The organism is Sphingobium sp. FW305-3-2-15-F-TSA7 (assembly GCF_058787155.1).
Map to the genome: position 1 here is coordinate 81435 of NZ_JBYSZM010000026.1, position 16320 is coordinate 97754.

At 65.0% G+C, this 16320-nt stretch carries 15 protein-coding genes; 12 read left to right on the forward strand and 3 right to left on the reverse strand.

Annotated features, from left to right (window positions below; all coding sequences use genetic code 11):
- Positions 1-13 precede the first annotated feature (13 nt).
- The 11 genes from trxA to AC3WN8_RS20075 all read left to right on the forward strand — a co-directional run bounded on the left by trxA (position 14) and on the right by AC3WN8_RS20075 (position 9295).
- Complete coding sequence (trxA, locus tag AC3WN8_RS20025; protein ID WP_492671240.1) at positions 14-364, forward strand: thioredoxin; 351 nt, start codon at positions 14-16, stop codon at positions 362-364.
- 38 nt (positions 365-402) lie between these two features.
- Positions 403-945, forward strand: a complete 543-nt coding sequence (locus tag AC3WN8_RS20030; protein WP_492671241.1) for a GNAT family N-acetyltransferase — start codon at positions 403-405, stop codon at positions 943-945.
- 76 nt (positions 946-1021) lie between these two features.
- Entirely contained in the window at positions 1022-1345 is a 324-nt protein-coding gene (locus AC3WN8_RS20035) for a TrbC/VirB2 family protein (RefSeq protein ID WP_492671242.1), read from the forward strand.
- Between the two features lie 3 nt (positions 1346-1348).
- Positions 1349-1633 carry a VirB3 family type IV secretion system protein gene (locus tag AC3WN8_RS20040; RefSeq protein WP_492671243.1) on the forward strand — a complete coding sequence of 95 codons (285 nt, stop codon included), beginning with the start codon at positions 1349-1351 and terminating at the stop codon, positions 1631-1633.
- Entirely contained in the window at positions 1612-3984 is a 2373-nt protein-coding gene (locus AC3WN8_RS20045) for a VirB4 family type IV secretion/conjugal transfer ATPase (protein ID WP_492671244.1), read from the forward strand. Before AC3WN8_RS20040 ends, AC3WN8_RS20045 begins: the two co-directional genes overlap by 22 nt.
- Entirely contained in the window at positions 3984-5246 is a 1263-nt protein-coding gene (locus AC3WN8_RS20050) for a type IV secretion system protein (RefSeq protein ID WP_492671245.1), read from the forward strand. Before AC3WN8_RS20045 ends, AC3WN8_RS20050 begins: the two co-directional genes overlap by 1 nt.
- Complete coding sequence (locus AC3WN8_RS20055) at positions 5243-5977, forward strand: VirB8 family type IV secretion system protein (RefSeq protein ID WP_492671246.1); 735 nt, start codon at positions 5243-5245, stop codon at positions 5975-5977. Before AC3WN8_RS20050 ends, AC3WN8_RS20055 begins: the two co-directional genes overlap by 4 nt.
- A complete protein-coding gene (locus AC3WN8_RS20060; RefSeq protein WP_492671247.1) occupies positions 5974-6660 on the forward strand; it encodes a TrbG/VirB9 family P-type conjugative transfer protein in 687 nt (228 codons plus the stop codon). The genes AC3WN8_RS20055 and AC3WN8_RS20060 overlap by 4 nt, the downstream gene beginning before the upstream one ends.
- Positions 6660-7760: a TrbI/VirB10 family protein gene (locus tag AC3WN8_RS20065; protein ID WP_492671248.1), complete on the forward strand. Its 1101-nt coding sequence runs from the start codon at positions 6660-6662 to the stop codon at positions 7758-7760. Before AC3WN8_RS20060 ends, AC3WN8_RS20065 begins: the two co-directional genes overlap by 1 nt.
- Positions 7757-8761, forward strand: coding sequence for a P-type DNA transfer ATPase VirB11 (gene virB11 / locus AC3WN8_RS20070; RefSeq protein WP_492671249.1), 1005 nt, complete (start codon positions 7757-7759; stop codon positions 8759-8761). The genes AC3WN8_RS20065 and virB11 overlap by 4 nt, the downstream gene beginning before the upstream one ends.
- 84 nt (positions 8762-8845) lie before the next feature.
- A complete protein-coding gene (locus tag AC3WN8_RS20075) occupies positions 8846-9295 on the forward strand; it encodes a hypothetical protein (protein ID WP_492671250.1) in 450 nt (149 codons plus the stop codon).
- Between the two features lie 306 nt (positions 9296-9601).
- On the opposite strand, the gene AC3WN8_RS20080 is transcribed toward AC3WN8_RS20075, so the two are convergent.
- Genes AC3WN8_RS20080 through AC3WN8_RS20090 form a run of 3 tightly spaced genes read right to left on the reverse strand, consistent with a single transcriptional unit; the run spans position 9602 to position 11331 of the window.
- On the reverse strand, positions 9602-10144 hold the full coding sequence (locus tag AC3WN8_RS20080; RefSeq protein ID WP_492671251.1) for a phage tail protein: 543 nt from the start codon (positions 10142-10144) through the stop codon (positions 9602-9604).
- A gap of 54 nt (positions 10145-10198) precedes the next feature.
- The gene (locus AC3WN8_RS20085) at positions 10199-10744 is read right to left on the reverse strand and encodes a phage tail protein (protein ID WP_492671252.1); all 546 of its coding nucleotides are present in this window, start codon (positions 10742-10744) and stop codon (positions 10199-10201) included.
- Between the two features lie 44 nt (positions 10745-10788).
- Positions 10789-11331, reverse strand: coding sequence for a phage tail protein (locus AC3WN8_RS20090; RefSeq protein WP_492671253.1), 543 nt, complete (start codon positions 11329-11331; stop codon positions 10789-10791).
- A gap of 461 nt (positions 11332-11792) precedes the next feature.
- Here AC3WN8_RS20090 and AC3WN8_RS20095 point away from each other — a divergent pair.
- Positions 11793-16320 (forward strand): beta strand repeat-containing protein (locus AC3WN8_RS20095; RefSeq protein ID WP_492671254.1); only part of this gene is annotated, 4528 nt, incomplete at its 3' end.

Sequence of the window (16320 nt, forward strand, 5' to 3'; positions counted from 1 at the left end):
AGGAGTCCGGCAAATGGCCACCAAAGCGATCAGCGATTCGAGTTTCCACGACGATGTCATTGCGTCCGACCGACCAGTGCTGGTCGATTTCTGGGCGGAATGGTGCGGTCCGTGCAAGATGATTGGCCCTTCGCTCGAGGAGATCGCCGAGGAATTGGGTGAGCAGGTGACGATCGCCAAGATCAACATCGATGACAATCCCGATGCGCCGGCCCGTTACGGCGTGCGCGGCATTCCGACGATGATCCTCTTCAAGAATGGCGAACCCGCCGCCACCAAGGTCGGCGCGGCGCCCAAGAGCGCGCTCAAGGGCTGGCTCGAAGGTGAGCTGCAGTCGGACGGCGGCGATCGTCAAGCGCTGTGACACATGGTCCCGCGTCGCGGGATTGATATCGTGTTGCGATGACTGAGCCCTCACCGGTCCTGTTTTCCGGCGCATTGCCCAAGGCATTGCGCCGGCAGGACGTCACGTTTCGTCCGGAAACGGCCGACGACACGGCGTTCCTGCGTCGGCTCTATGCGCATCACCGCGCCGAGGAATTGGCGCACACGAACTGGCCCGTCGAAATGCGCGAGCGTTTTCTCGACAGCCAGTTCGACCTGCAGCGTACCCATTTCACCACCCAGTTTCCCGATTGCGACTGGCTGATCGTGATGCGCGGCCGATCCGGCGCAACGGCGCGGCCGGTCGGCCGGCTTTATCTCGATCGCACGGCCACCCCCTGGCATCTCGTCGACATCTCGCTCGTCCCCGAACTGCGCGGCAAGGGCGTCGGTTCGGCGCTGTTGGCATGGATCATGGCGTCGGCGCCCGCGATCGATCTGCATGTCGCGCGCGACAATCCGCGCGCCGAGGCGCTGTATCGGCGGCTGGGGTTCACCGAACAGATGGCGACATCGGCCACGCACAAGCGCATGGGATGGCGGCGGCCGGCCAGTCTCTGATCGGGCTTGGCAAGGTCGGGGCGAGCGCGCACTGTGGCCGACGGGCGAATCGCGGAAAATGGGGGAAAGCCGCTTGATGCTTCGTAAGATCAAGGCGTTGATGATGTGGGTTGTCGCGGCATGCTGCGCGCTGCCGGGCCATGCGTTCGCGCAGGATTCGCTTGCCGACCCCGCAGGCTCCGGCGTGCTGGTGGCGGCGGTCAACTGGCTGCAGGGCACCTTGCTCGGCACCGTCGCGACCGTGGTTGCCGTCATTGCGGTGGCGTCGGTCGGCTTCCTGATGCTGACCGGGCGGATCAACTGGCGCTATGGCGCGACGGTGATCCTCGGCTGCTTCATCCTGTTCGGGGCGGCAAGCATCGTCGCGGGTATCCAGTCCACCGCCAGCCTGGCGAACTGAACCATGAACGGCGTGGCTCAGGATCCGGTCTTCGTTGCGTTGACGAGGCCGCAGATGTTCGCCGGCGTCACTTATAGCTATTTCATCCTCAACGCGGTGCTCGCGACCGAGTTGCTGCTGATCTTCCATTCGCTCTGGGCGTTGGTGCTGGCGGTGGTCGTGCATCTCGTCGGGGTTCTGCTCTGCCTGCGCGAGCCGCGTTTCTTCGATCTCTGGCTCGTCCGGGTCGGCCGCTGCCCGCGCGTACGCAACTATGCGATCTGGCGATGCAACTCCTACCGCCCCTGACGCGGGACAAGCGCGCGATCGCCAACGAGAAACCGGCGGGGCATCACCTCCCTTATGCCCGGCACGTCGACGATCATACGCTGGAGACGCGCGACGGCCTGCTGATGCAGGTGATCCATCTGCGCGGGCTGCTGTTCGAGACCGCCGACACCGATGAGATCAATTATCGCAAGATGCTGCGCGATGCGATGCTGCAGGCGATCGGATCGTCGCGCTTCGCGCTCTATCATCACGTCATCCGCCGCCGTGCCGATGTCGCGCTGACCGCCAAATTCCCCGACGAATTCTCGGCCGCACTCGATGCGGCGTGGCGCAAGCGGCTCGACGACAAGCGGCTTTACGTCAACGATCTGTTCCTGACTTTGGTGCGCCGCCCGCTTCAGGGGCGGATCGGCATCGCCGATCGCGTCCGCGGCTGGATGGGCCGGGCCACGACCGAGCCCGATCTCGCCATCGGCCATGAACTGCGCCAGCTCGACAGCGCCCGCGACAATCTGCTCGCCCAGCTCGGCAGCTATGCGCCCCGCCTGTTGAGCGCCTACGAAACGCCGCAGGGGCCATGTTCCGAGCCGCTCGAATTCCTGTCGTCGCTCTACAATGCGGAGATGCGGCCGGTGCTGCTGCCGATGCAGGATGCCGGCGCTTATCTTCCCTATCGCCGGATCAGTTTCGGTCAGGATACCGCTGAACTCGGGCCGGCGGGCAAGACGCCGCGCAGTTTCGTCAGCCTGGTCTCGATCAAGGATTATCCCGCCCAGACCGCGCCGGGCATGCTCGACGAATTGCTGCGCCTGCCCTTCGAGATCACGGTCTCCCAATCCTTCGGCTTCGTCGATCGCCAGGCGGCGCTCGGGCGGATGAATCTGGCGTTGCGCCGGATGCGATCGGCCGAGGACGAAGCGCTCAGCCTGCGCGCCGAACTCTCGACGGCGAAGGACGAAGTCGCCGCCGGCCGCGCGGGGTTCGGCGAGCATCACATGACCGTCGCGGTCCATGGCGAGACGCCGGAGATCGTCGATGCGGGCGTTGCCGAGGTCCAGGCGTCGCTCGCCGATCTCGGCATCATCGCGGTGCGTGAGGATATCGCGCTCGAACCCGCCTTCTGGGCGCAGTTTCCCGGCAATTTCAAATATATCGCGCGGCGCGGACTGGTTTCGACCGGAAATTTCGCGGGCTTTGCGAGCAGCCATAATTTCCCGCTCGGCCGTCCCGACGCCAATCATTGGGGTGAAGCGGTCAGCCTGCTCGAGACCACGGCGGCCGGCCCCTATTTCTTCAATTTCCATCAGGGCGATCTCGGCAATTTCACGGTGATCGGCCCGTCGGGCTCGGGCAAGACCGTCGCGCTCAATTTCCTGCTCGCCCAGGCGCGCAAATTCCGTCCGCGCATCATCTTCTTCGACAAGGATCGCGGCGCCGAGCTGTTCATCCGCGCGATCGGCGGACGCTATGATCTGTTGCGCCCTGGAACGAGCGCCGGCCTCAATCCCCTGCAGCTGGAGGACAATCCCGCCAATCGCCAGTTCCTGATCGATTGGCTGGCCCAGATTTCCGGTGCCGCCGATGTCGACGAGATGGCGAGCATCCGCGACGCGGTGGACGCCAATTTCGCGCAGCCGATCGAGCATCGCCGGCTGCGCCATCTGGCCGAGCTGTTCCGTGGCGGCCACCGTCCCCATGCCGCCGATCTCTGGTCGCGGCTGCGGCCCTGGTGGGGCGATGGGGAGCGCGCCTGGCTGTTCGACAATCCGGCGGACCTGACCGACCTGTCGGCCGAGGCGGTGGGCTTCGACATGACCGCGATCCTCGACGATCCCGCAGTGCGCACGCCGGCGATGATGTACCTGTTCCACCGCGTCGAGGAGCGGTTGGACGGCAGTGCGGCGATCATCGTGGTGGACGAGGGCTGGAAAGCGCTCGACGACGATGTATTCGTCCGGCGGATCAAGGATTGGGAAAAGACCATCCGCAAGCGCAACGGCATTGTCGGCTTCGCGACGCAGAGCGCGCAGGATGCGCTGGAAAGCCGGATCGCGAGCGCGATCATCGAACAGGCCGCCACCCAGATCTTCATGGCCAATCCCAAGGCGCGCGCGGACGATTATGTCGGCGGCTTCGGCCTGACCGCGCATGAGCATGAAATCGTACGGACCTTGCCCGACGACGCGCATTGTTTCCTGATCAAGCATGGCGCCGACAGCGTCGTGGCGCGGCTCAACCTGTCGGGTGAGCGGGACCTGCTCACCATCCTTTCGGGCCGCGAGCGCACCGTGCGGCTGCTCGACGAGATTCGGGAGACGAGCGGCGACGATCCCGCCGACTGGATTCCGCGCTTGCTGGAGCGCGTGTGATGGCCTGTCCCGCGCTGTCCGACACCGAGTTCCTGAGCAGCCTGCTCGCCCATATCGATTGCCAGGCTCAGGCGATCGGCGCCGGCGGATATCAGGCGCTGAGCGCATCGGGATCGGGCGTGTCGCTGATCCTGACCGGCGCGCTGACGATCTTCGTCGCGCTGTTCGGCGTCCGCATGCTGTTCGGCGAGACGCCGGGCGTGCGCGAGGCGGTGATGGCGGCGGTGAAGCTCGGCGCCGTGCTGCTGCTTGCCACGAGTTGGCCGGCCTTTCGTACGCTTGCCTATAATGTGACGCTGCACGGGCCGGCCGAGCTGGCCGCGGGCATCGGTGGCCCGGCGGGCGTGCCGGGGGCAGGGGGCAGCCTCGTCGCCTATCTCCAGGGGCTCGACGATCAGATGGCCGAACTCAACCGGCTGGGCGCGGGCAAGCCGGTGGATGCCGATATCATTGTCGGTCCGACCGAGACGCAGTCGCCGCAGCAACAGCAACAGCAGATGCAGCGGCTCAACCAGCTCCAGCAAAAGCCGCGCTGGGATCCCGCGCGCGATGCGAAGCTGCTCGGCCAGGCGCGCACCGTCTATCTCACAGCGACCGTCGCGGCCTTCTCCTCGGTGCGGCTGATCGCCGGGCTGATGCTGGCGCTTGGGCCGTTCTTCGCGCTTTTCCTGCTGTTTGGCGGCACGCGCGGCATTTTCGAGGGCTGGGTGCGCGCGCTCGGCGGGGCGGCGCTGGGCGCGGTCTCGACCGCGATCATCCTCGGCGTCCAGGTGGCGCTGGTCATGCCCTGGCTTGCCGGCATCCTTGCGCAGCGCCGCGACGGCATCGCGACGCCCGCCGCGCCGATCGAACTGCTGGTGGTCGCGCTCATCTTCGCGCTCGTCCTGCTCGCGGCACTTGTCGCGACGGCGCGGGTTGCGATGGGATTCCGCTTTCCGCCGCAACTGCTCAGCCTGCCGGGCCGTCTGGTTCAGGCGCTTTCGTTTGCGGGCGCGCGCAGCGTCACCGCCGATGGCGCGATCAATGTCGCGCCCGGCCAGCGCGATCGCGCCTTTGCGATCGCCGATGCGGTGGCCGCGACCCAGCGTCGCGAGGCCGCGATGCCGCCGCCCCAGACCGCGTATCTCGGCCGATCGGCGCCGACGCCGTCACGGGCGCGCGAGGATGCCGTGCCGGTTGCGGTGCGGCTCGGCCAAAGCTTTCGACGCAGCGCCCATAGCCGTGTATCGGCGGCCGCGGCCCGGCGGGATGGAACGGCATGAAGAAAAGCTCACGAGAAGCGCTCGACGCCTATTATCAGGAAGCGGACAGCTGGGCGAAGGATCGTCGCGACACGCTCGATCGTTCGCGGCGTATCGCCTGGATCGTCGCGATCGCCGCGATGATCGTCGCGGTGTTCGAGGCGGCGGCGCTGATCTTCCTGCTGCCGCTAAAGACCGTCGTGCCTTATACGCTGCTGGTCGATCGCCAGACCGGCTATGTCCAGGCGCTCAAGCCCGTCGATGCCGAGAAGATCGCGCCCGATGCGGCGCTCACCCAATCCTTCCTCGTCCAATATGTCGTGGCGCGTGAGAGCTTCGATATCGATGCGCTCCAGTCCAATTACCGCAAGACCGCCCTGTGGTCCGCCGACGCCGCGCGCAGCGACTATCTTGCCGGGGTGCAGGTCTCCAATCCGGATAGTCCGCTTGCGCGCTATCCGCGTTCGACCCTGGTCGAGACCCGGGTGAAGAGCGTGTCTCCGCTCGGCGGCAATGCCGCGTTGGTGCGTTTCGACACGCAGCGCCGCGACGCCAACGGTCGTACCGAGCCCGCGCGCCCCTGGGTCGCGGTCATTCGCTACCGTTTCTCGAGCGAGCCGCTGTCGACCGAGGATCGTTTCGTCAATCCGCTGGGTTTCCAGGTGGTGCGTTATCGCCGCGACGCCGAAACGCTGCCGCCGCCTGCCGCCCCCGCGCCGCCACCCGTCGCAACCGTTGTGGCAGCGCCGTGAAGGTCTTGCTGTTCCCGATCGCGCTGCTGGCGCCGACACTGGCACTGGCGCAGATCCGGCCCGAGCCGGGGCCGGGCGATCCGCGCATCCAGTCGGTGCTCTACGACCCCGATCAGGTCGTCCAGCTTCAGGTCGCCAATGGTTATCAGCTGACCGTCGAGTTCGCACCCGACGAGCGGATCGAGAATGTCGCGGTCGGCGATAGCGGGACATGGCAGGCGACACCCAACAAGCGCGGCGACCGGCTGTTCATCAAGCTCGCCCAGCCCGGCGGGCAGACCAACATGACCGTGGTGACCGACGCGCGCAGCTATGTGTTCGAGCTGATGCCCGCCTATGGCGGCCTCGCGCCCTATACGGTGCGCTTCCGCTATCCGGCGGCGGCCGTTGCGAGCGTCGCCGAAACCGCCGCGATCGAGGAGGGGCGCTACCGGCTGGGTGGCGCGAAACCGCTGCGGCCCAATGCGATCAGCGACGATGGCGCGAAGACCTATGTCACCTGGGATGCCGATGCGACGTTGCCGGCGGTGTTCGCGATCGACGCACAGGGCAAGGAAGTCGTCGTCGATGGCGGGGTGCGCGACGGCCGTTATGTCATCGACGATGTGGTCAACCGGCTGGTGTTCCGCCGCGGCAAGCAGTTCGCCACCGCGACCCGCGTGCCGCAAAGGGCGCCGCGCTGATGGCGGGCCCCGAGGGCCTCGATCCACGCACCATCGGCCAGGCCGATGTGCGGCCGGTCGTGGCACTTCCCGGCACCGGCCTGCCGCGCTGGGCGATCGCGGGCGGTATCCTGCTCGCCGCGCTGCTGCTGTTCAGCGTGCTCGACGCGCGGCGCCGCGCGGCGACGGCGCCCGCGGTGAAGCCGCGCAACGCCGATCTGGTCGCGGCACCCGCATCGCTGCCGAGCCTATTCATTCCGCCCGAGCCGCAGTTGGCGCCGCGCGCGACATTGCCCGTTGCGCCGTTGAAACCGACGGTGCCGGTCATCCTGCCCGTACCGCCCTCGGCGCCGCCGGCGCGGATCTATTCTCCCCCGCAAATGCCGATCATGCAGGCGCCGATGCCGCCTCCGGCCGCGCCCAAGGCACGCTCGGCGGATGAAACCGTTCTGGTCTATGACGTGACGATCGGCGACCCCGACGAAGCGGTTGCGACGGCCGGCGCAGCCGGGGCCGCGGCGCCGGCGGGGGCGACCGCGGTTGCGGGCGGCCGCTCGCGCGCGACGGTGATGCGCAACCGGCCGACCACGGTGCCGCAGGGCACGTTGATCCCGGCGGTGCTCGAAACCGCGTTCGATTCGACCCGGCCGGGTCTCGCGCGTGCCCTGGTCTCGCGCGATGTGCGCGGCTTCGACGGCAGCCGTGTGCTCATCCCGCGCGGCAGCCGGCTGATCGGCCAGTATCAGGCCGATCTCCAGCCCGGGCAGAACCGCGCCCTGGTCAACTGGACCCGGCTGGTACGGCCCGACGGCGTGACGATCGCGATCGGCTCGCCCGCCGCCGATCCGCTCGGACGCGTCGGCGTGCGTGGCAAGGTGAACAGCCATTTCTTCGAGCGCTTCGGTTCGGCGATCCTGCAGACCGCGCTCGATATCGGCGTCAATCTGGCGCGCGACAACAGTAGCGGACGCGACGTCATCGTGGCACTGCCCGGCACGATGCTGTTCGGCCAACAGAATAATGCGCCGATCCAGCCGACGCTGAAGATCCGGCAGGGGGCGGCGATCACCGTGTTCGTTGCGCGCGATCTCGATTTCACGGGCGTCGAAGCGCGCCGATGAGTGAGGTCGCGGCCGACGGCGCGATCTATCTGCGCAGCTATCTCGCGCCGCTGGCCGGGCTGCTCGATCGCGCCGACGTGACCGATATCTATATCAACCGGCCGGGCGAGGTCTGGGTCGAGAGCCTGGCGGGCGCGATCGAACGGCATGAGGCGCCGTCATTGGACGAAGCGACGCTGGCGCGGCTTGCCCGCCAGATCGCGGCCTTGTCCAACCAGGGGATCAGCCGTGCGCATCCCTTGCTGTCGGCTGCATTGCCCGACGGCGCGCGCGTGCAGATCGTCGCTCCGCCGGCCACGCGCGGGCCGATCGCGCTCGCCATCCGCAAACATGTCTCCGCCGATCTGACGCTGGCCGACTATGTCGCGAGCGGCGCCTTTGCGGCGACACGGCGGGACGGGCAGGGCGCGGCCTCGGACATCGATGCCCGGCTGGCGGCCTTGCTCGACGCCGGCGACATTGCCGGCTTGCTTGGCGAAGCGGTACGCGCGCGCCGGAATATCCTGGTTTCGGGCGGAACCTCGACGGGCAAGACGACTTTCCTCAACGCGCTGATCCGCGAGATCCCGGCCGGGGAGCGACTGATCCTGATCGAGGACACGCCCGAACTGCATTTGCGCCATGCCAATGCGGTCGGGCTGCTTGCGGCGCGCAGCGAACTGGGCGAAGCGCGGGTGACGGCGGAGGACCTGCTTGCCGCATCGCTGCGCATGCGGCCCGACCGGATCGTCGTCGGTGAGTTGCGCGGGCCCGAGGCGTTCACGTTCCTGCGCGCGGTCAACACCGGCCATCCCGGATCGATGACCACCGTCCATGCAGACAGTGCGGCGCGCGCGATCGAGCAGATCACCTTGCTCGTGCTCCAGGCCGGTGCCGGGTTGAATCGCGAGGACATCCATCATTATGTCCGCAGCACCGTCGATGTGTATGTGCATCTGGAACGCACCGGCGGGCGCCGCCATGTTGCGGAGATTGTGCTGGGGCATCAACTGGCGCGCTGAACCGAAACGCTCGCTTGTGTGGCGTGGCACGGCGCGGTAGGCTGCGATATGCGCCGCGGGGGACGGCGCGGGGAGGCCCGACTCATGACCGATCAAGACGAAACGTTCGAAACGCCGTTTGCGGCCGCCGTGACGCGTCGTGGCGCGATCGGCGGCGCGGTTGGCGGCGCCGCGGCGCTGTCGATCGCCGGAACCGCACTGCCCGCGATTGCCGCTGTTTCGGATACGGGCGAGGGCGGCGTGCGGGTGTTCACCGGCCGCTATCCGATCGATGCCACCAGAGAGGTCGAGGGCTATTTCGCGGCGCCTGCCGGCGGGCGTCAGCTCGAAGTGGTCGTGCTGGTGCCGAATGCCGGAACGACGACGGCAGCGGCGCAGGATGCCGCGCGCACCTTCGCTGCCAGGGGCGTGATGGCCGTTGTGCCGAGCCTGCCTGCCGAGCGCGAGGCGATGATCGCCGAGCTGCGCGATGTGGCGCCCGGGATGACCGGCATGGCGCATGGCAACGGAATTGTGCGGATCGTCGGGGTCTGACGACAAGACGAGCGCCCAATCGATTTTGCCGTACAAAATGGGCGGACGCGTAAAGCGTGTCCGCCTTTGCCTGCTCGCAATTGGCGAAAGCGAACTAAAAGATTCAGGAGTGAGACAAAATCCGTTGGGACTGAGCCTGTCGAAGTCCTGTTCTTCTTCAGTTCTGGGCCCAGAAAAGGGCAGGGCTTCGACAAGCTCAGCCCGAACGGTATGTCGGGCATATCTGAGTTGATGGCGTGTGCTTCAAGTCAGATGGATCTGATTGGATCTCGTCACAACCCGTTCTGAGTCATGGCCCGTCGCGCTTCAATTGCGCGACGGAAAAACCCCGACCAATGCGACGATCCAGTTCAGGACAAGGAAGGGCTGGCGGTTTTCGTGCGGCTGGCTACCGCCGACACTGCTGACGATACCGGGCGCCATCGACCCGGCCGGCACCGCCGTATCATAGACGCTTACCGCAAAATTGGCACCCTGGCTCGGAACCCCGATCGACTGCCCGAGCGACCGGCCGGCGGCCGGCGTATTGACATTGCTGAGCGCGGCCGTGGCGGCGTCCGCGGTCAGGAAATGGGTATGCTGGGGCATTTCGTTCAGGGTGAGGGTGTGAAACTCCTGACCACCCGCCTGGCCTTCAGTAAAGCCGCTGCCCATATGGATCGGCACCCTGCCGCGCAGATCGGGCAGTGCAAAGGTGGTCTGGCCGTTCCCGCCATACATGGTGCCGAACAGCGAAAATAATGCCTGGTTCTGGTTGATCGGCAGAAATTGGCCATTGCAAAAGGCCCAGCCTTTCGGCGCGAAATTCCAGCTGATCATTTTCAGCTCACCCAGAAATGGCGTGCCCATATTCGAACTCCTAAAATATCGGGCCGGCATGCACCGGCAGCAATGACGACGATTTTAGTTCCGCGCCGGGAAAATCCCCTGCAAGGCGATGCAGAAATTGAGCGTCAGATACGGCATCATATTATTGTGTGGCAGGCCGCCTCCCGCCAGCGCGAGGCCAAAGGGGCTCATCGGCGTGGCTGGGGTGGCGATATTGCTGTACATCCTACCGGTATTCGATACCTGGATATTGCCCTTGATCGCCTTCGCGAGCTGGCCGTTGGCGGCGGTGGGGCTGTTGGCGTTCACCGTTGTTGCGCTCAGGACATGCTGGTGCGCCGGCATCTCGCTCTGAAGCAAGGTGACGAACTCCGACCCCTGGATCTGGCCCTGGTCCCAGAGCTGCAATCCGTTGCCCTGGCCCCAAAAGGTGGCGCAGGAGCCCTGGAGATCGGGGAGGGCGAAGGTTGATTTGCCGTCGCCGCCATACATGGTGCCGAGCAGCGAGAAAAGCGCGGTGTTCTGCGAGATCGGCAGCAACTGGCCGTTGCAAAAGGCCCAGCCGCGGGGGGGGAAGTTGAACCCGAACACGCGGATCTCGGCGACGAATGGACTGCTCATAAGCGGCTCCAAAAAAAGTGCGGCGCACGCGCCGGATGGATTGCTTAGTTCTGGCTCGGGAAAATGCCGAACAGCGAAATGATGTAGCTGATCGCCAATGTCGGCTGGAAATTGTCGTGCGGCTGGCTGCCGCCTGCCGGGCCGATGCTGGCACTGTTCAGCACCACTTGGCCGTTCGCGATGTCCGCCGGGGTCTTGTAGGTGTTGACGCTGCCCGAACTGCAATTGGCGAGTACGGTGTTGTTCGCCGGCGTGCTGGTGGATCCCGGGGCGTTGGACACTTGCGGGGTGTGCGTGTGGTTCGGAATCTGCTGCGTGGTCAGCGTCACGCTTTCGACGCCGGCCGCCTCGCCCAACTGATAGTTCTGCGAGAGGCCAGGCCCCTGGCCGGCATGGAGCGGTATGCGCCCCTGCAGATTGGGAAGCGCGAAGGTTTCCTGGCCGTCGCCGCCATAGGTGGTGCCGATCAGGTTGAAGAGCGCATCATTTTCCGAGATGGGCATAAGCTGACCCCGGCAGAACGCCCATCCGGCAGGTGCGAAATTGCCCCCGAACATGCGAATCTCGCCGATATAAGGCTGCGACATCGGCCCTGACTCCCCGTTGATGGGGCAGCCGCAAGCTGCCCGTTCAGAAACCGGTCGGGTAATGCGGCCCCGCGCTCGATATCATCGGCGCTTTTCGTTCCCCCACCGAATAGCGCTATTTTGTTCCCGCGGGCGGGCGCTGTCAAACAATCACTTCAGTGTGGCGACAGTTTTCTGTGCCGGAGGTCGATATGCAGGCTTCCCTCCGTTTCGGTGGGGCGGGGTGTTTCACCTGCATCCTTTGTGCTGGTGAGATTCACAATCCTGTGTCATTAAGCACCGCTATTTAAGGATGCAAAGCCAATGGGGTGGCTTGTCCGCGTCCGTTCAAGGGGTTGAACGGGTGGGCTGTCCGGGCGGTGCTCCGTCGACGTGACGAAATATAAGATCGATTTTATTCGTTGGATGGTCACAAGGGGCGATTAGTGCGTCTTGCGGCCCGACATTTGGGGGTGGATGCCATGTCGTTTCTCGTGACGAATCCGGACAATGAAACCGACGGCGGGTCGCTGGAACTCGACGGGCTTTCGTCGATCGTCTCGGCCGATGTCGGCGGTACCACCTATGTCTTCGCCGCGGGCGGCGTCGACAACGGCATCAGCGTCTTCAGCCTGGGGCTGAATGGTGCGCTGACCAATGTCTCGAACGTCACCGATTCTGGTGCTCTCAACCTCGTAGGCGCTCGGGGGCTATCCATCGGGGTGACCGACGGCAACACCTATCTGTTCGCGGCGGGCGCCGGCGACAATGGCGTCAGCGTCTTTCGCGTCAGCGCGGCTGGAGCGCTGACTCCCGTTGCTGACATCAACGATGCCGGCGCGCTTAATCTGGGCGGAGTCGCGGATACGGCCACCGTGCGCGTCAGCGGCAATACCTATATGGTGGCGGCTGGCGCGAATGACGATGGTCTCAGCGTTTTCCGGGTGGCGGGCGACGGCGCGCTGACCAGCGTCTACAATCTCGGCGACAACGGCACGCTCGAACTCGACGGCGCGAACTCGCTTGCGACCGCGATGATCGGCGGCACCGCTTATCTGTTCGCGGCCGGTGGCGTCGATGACGGCGTCAGCGTCTTCAGCGTGGCCGCGAATGGCACTTTGGCCAGCACCAGCAACGTCACCGACGATGCCACGCTGAAGCTGGACGGTGTCAGCGACCTAGCGACCGCCGTGGTTGGCGGCGTGACCTATCTGTTCGTCACCGGCGCCGCGGACAATGGCGTCAGCGTCTTCTCCGTCAACGCGTCGGGCATTCTCACCAATGTCGCCAATGTCACCGACGATGTGTCGCTCCGGCTGGCTGGAGCGAACAGCGTCAGCGTCACGACGATCGGCCAGACCAGCTATCTCACCGTCGGCGGCACGGAGAATGGCATCAGCCTGTTCCGCGTTAACGCCGGCGGCTCATTGACGCATGTCGAGAATATCGATGACGCTGGTTCGCGCGAGCTTGCCGGCACGAGCACCACTGCTGTCGCCAGCGTCGGCGGCGCCAATTATCTGCTAGCCGGCGCCACGATCGACGATGGCGTCAGCGTGTTCGGCAGCAAGCCCAGCGGGCAGCTTTTCTTCTTCGGCCAGGGCAATCCCACCGACGCGCGGCTGAGCTATGTCAACAATGATGGCGGCAACCAGACCGTCATCGTCGACAACAGTCCAACCCTCGATCTCATCACCAGCACACCGCAGGAAATGGGCGTCGATACCGCGGCGGGCTTCTATTTCGCGATCGTCAATGGCGGTAATCTGGGCACCGACGCGAGGCTGGTGCGCGGTTCGCTGACCGGTGGCGCCGTTACCACAGTTGTGACCTACGACAGTGTCGGCGACATCGTCAACGCACTCTATGTCGATGTCATCGGCCACAAAATCTATGTCGGCATACAGGATGCTTTCGGGGGTGCTCCCACGCTTACCGGCATTCGGGAATATTCATATGACCCGCTGACCGGCGCCACAACCGATCTGGGTTTCCTGGTGACGAGCGCTACGGACTCGCGCGGGCAGGAAAGCGGCTTTGATATACTCGATCCGCGCGATTTCGCGTTCGACGCCTCGATCGGGCGACTTTTTTATACGGAGTTTCTGACCGGCGGTGTAAATGCCGTCGGTATCTTCCGGCTCGATGTTGCCAATCCCACCGCAACGACACAGCTGGTCAGCCAGGCGCAGTTCGCCGATGACGGTTCGAACGGATTCATCATCGATGTCGAAGTCGATATCACGACCGACCTCGTCTATTTCACCACCGAATCCCGTCGACCGTTCGATCCGGGCGATCCGGCCAATCCGGACTATGTCGCTTCGCAAAACGCGATCTGGTACATTTCCGAGAATGCCAGCAACGGCACCGCGACCAAGGTCACGCTGGTCGGCTTGCCAGGCGGGCATCCTTTCTACCCGGGCAATATGGTCTTCGATCAGGGGACCCGCCAGATCTATGTGACCTCGGAGGGTAACGGGATCAGCGGCACGCCGGTCGACGATGTCATCTTCGTCTTCCAGCTCGACGGCGCTGGCACCACCGCGACGCTGATCAACACGATCTCCGCCCTGCCGCAATTCACGGAGGATCAGGCCAATCTGGGTGGCCTGACCTTCAACAATCTTCCGGTCCTGACCGGCGTCAGCGGCACAGCCAGCGTGATAAACGAGCAGCAGGTGGCCGCGACGACTTTGTTGACCGGCGCGCCGAGCATCACCGATGTCGATGGCGATCATCTGTCTTCCGCGACGGTGCAGGTCACCGGTGGCACGTTCAGCTCGAACGAGAGCAGCTCCAGCGACGACCATCTCGGTTATGGCGCGGGCAAGGTGATTTCCGGCCTGATCGCGGGCACCAACATCACCGTGTCGTGGAATGCGGCCACCGAGACGCTGACGCTGACGGGCTATGATACGATCGCCAATTACCAGGCGGTGCTCAGCGGGATCACGTTCTGGTCGACGGGCGACAACCCGACCAATTACGGGCTCAACACCACCCGCACCATCACCTGGACGGTCAGCGACGGTGCGCTCAACGTGCCGGGGGGATCGCAGAACAGCGCGAACACCCAGATCACGATCGCCGCGGTCAACGACGCGCCGGTCAACAGCGTCGGCGGCACGCTGACGCTTGCCGAGGATGCGACCGGCGTCGTCGTCACCGGCGTTTCCATCTCCGATCCTGACGCCAATCCGGCGCTCGACAATATCTCGGTCACGCTGAGCGTACAGCGTGGTACGATTTCGCTGCTCACCAATGTCGCAGGCGGCCTCTCCGCCGGCGATATCGTCAGCGGCAACGGGACCGGCACGATCGTCATCAGCGCGCCGCTGAACGAGATCAACGCGACGCTCGCCGCGAGCGGCCTCACCTACACGCCCAATGCCAATTTCCACGGCTCGGACCTGCTCCATGTCGTTACCAATGACGGTGGCGCCACCGGAAGTGGCGGCGCGCTGTCCGATACCGATGACAAGGCGATCACGATCAACCCGGTGAACGACGCGCCGGTGGTATCCGGCGACGGTACCGAGAGCAGCGTGACGATCCTCGAGGATACGCCTTCGGCAGTGGGCCAGACCGTCAGCAGCCTGTTCGCGGCGAGCCAATATTCCGACCTGACCGACGATCAGCGGCCCAATGGCGGCAACAGCTCGACGGCGATGGCGGGTGTCGCGGTGGTCGCCAACGCGGCCACCGGGGCCACCGGCAATTGGGAATATTTTAGCGTTGGAGTCTGGAATGTCATTCCGACCTCCGCATCGTCATCATCGGCGTTCGTGCTCAGCGGCAGTACCGCCATCCGCTTCAATCCAGCGCTCAATTATAATGGCGCGGAACCGACGCTGACCGTTCATCTGATCGATGGTTCGATAGGCGCTCTTGGCAGCGGCGGCACGGTCAATCTTTCCGGCGTCGGCGCAACCGGCGGAACCACCGCCTATTCGACGGGAACGGTCGCGCTGAGCGGCACGATCACGCCGGTGAACGACGCGCCGACCTCGACGAACCTGTCGGGGAACAGCGTGACCTTCACCGAAGGCAATTCGCCGGTTCTGCTCGATCTCGGCAGCAATGCGACGATCGCAGACATCGACAGTGCCGATTTTGACGGCGGCACGCTGACCGTCGCGATCTCCGCCGGACTGGTTTCGGGACAGGATCAGCTCGGAATCGACACGTCGGGTACCGTCTCGGTCGTCGGCAATGCGGTGTCGGTCGGCGGCATTCAGATTGCCACCTTCACTGGTGGCGGCGCGGGCGGTGCGGCGTTGGTCTTCACCTTCGATCCGGATGCGACCCCGGCAGCGGTGCAGACACTGGTTCGCGCGATCAGTTACAATAACAGCGATAATCAGGATCCGACGACGGCGACGCGTACGATCACCTGGACCTTGGTGGACGGTGACGGCACCGCGAACGGCGGTGTGGATACGCTGACGTTCACGAGCAGCGTCAATGTGATCGGTGTGAACGACGCGCCGTCGGGGACGGACAAGACGGCGACCCTGGTGGAGGATGGCAGCTACACCTTTGCGGGCACGGATTTCGGGTACAGCGATGTCGATGGCGACAGCTATATCGGGGTGCGTTTCACGACCTTGCCGGGTGTGGGCACGATCTTCATCGACACCAATGGCGGCGACAAGAGTGATGCGACCGCGGTCAGCCTGGGCGATATCGTCGCATTGTCGGAGATCAATGCGGGGCATGTCTATTATGTGCCGGCGGCGAACGGCAACGGCACGGGCTATTCGAGCTTCGCCTTCCAGGTGCGCGACGATGGCGGCACCGCCAATGGCGGGCTCGACCTCGACCAGACGCCCAACACTTTCACCTTCGATGTGACCGCGGTGAACGATGCGCCGACGGGGACGAACCTGTCGGGTGATGCGGCGACCTGGATCGAGGGTCAGGCGCCGGCGAAGCTGGACGTGGGCAGCAACGGCACGATCGCGGATGTGGACAGCACGAACTTCGACGGCGGCACGCTGACGGTTG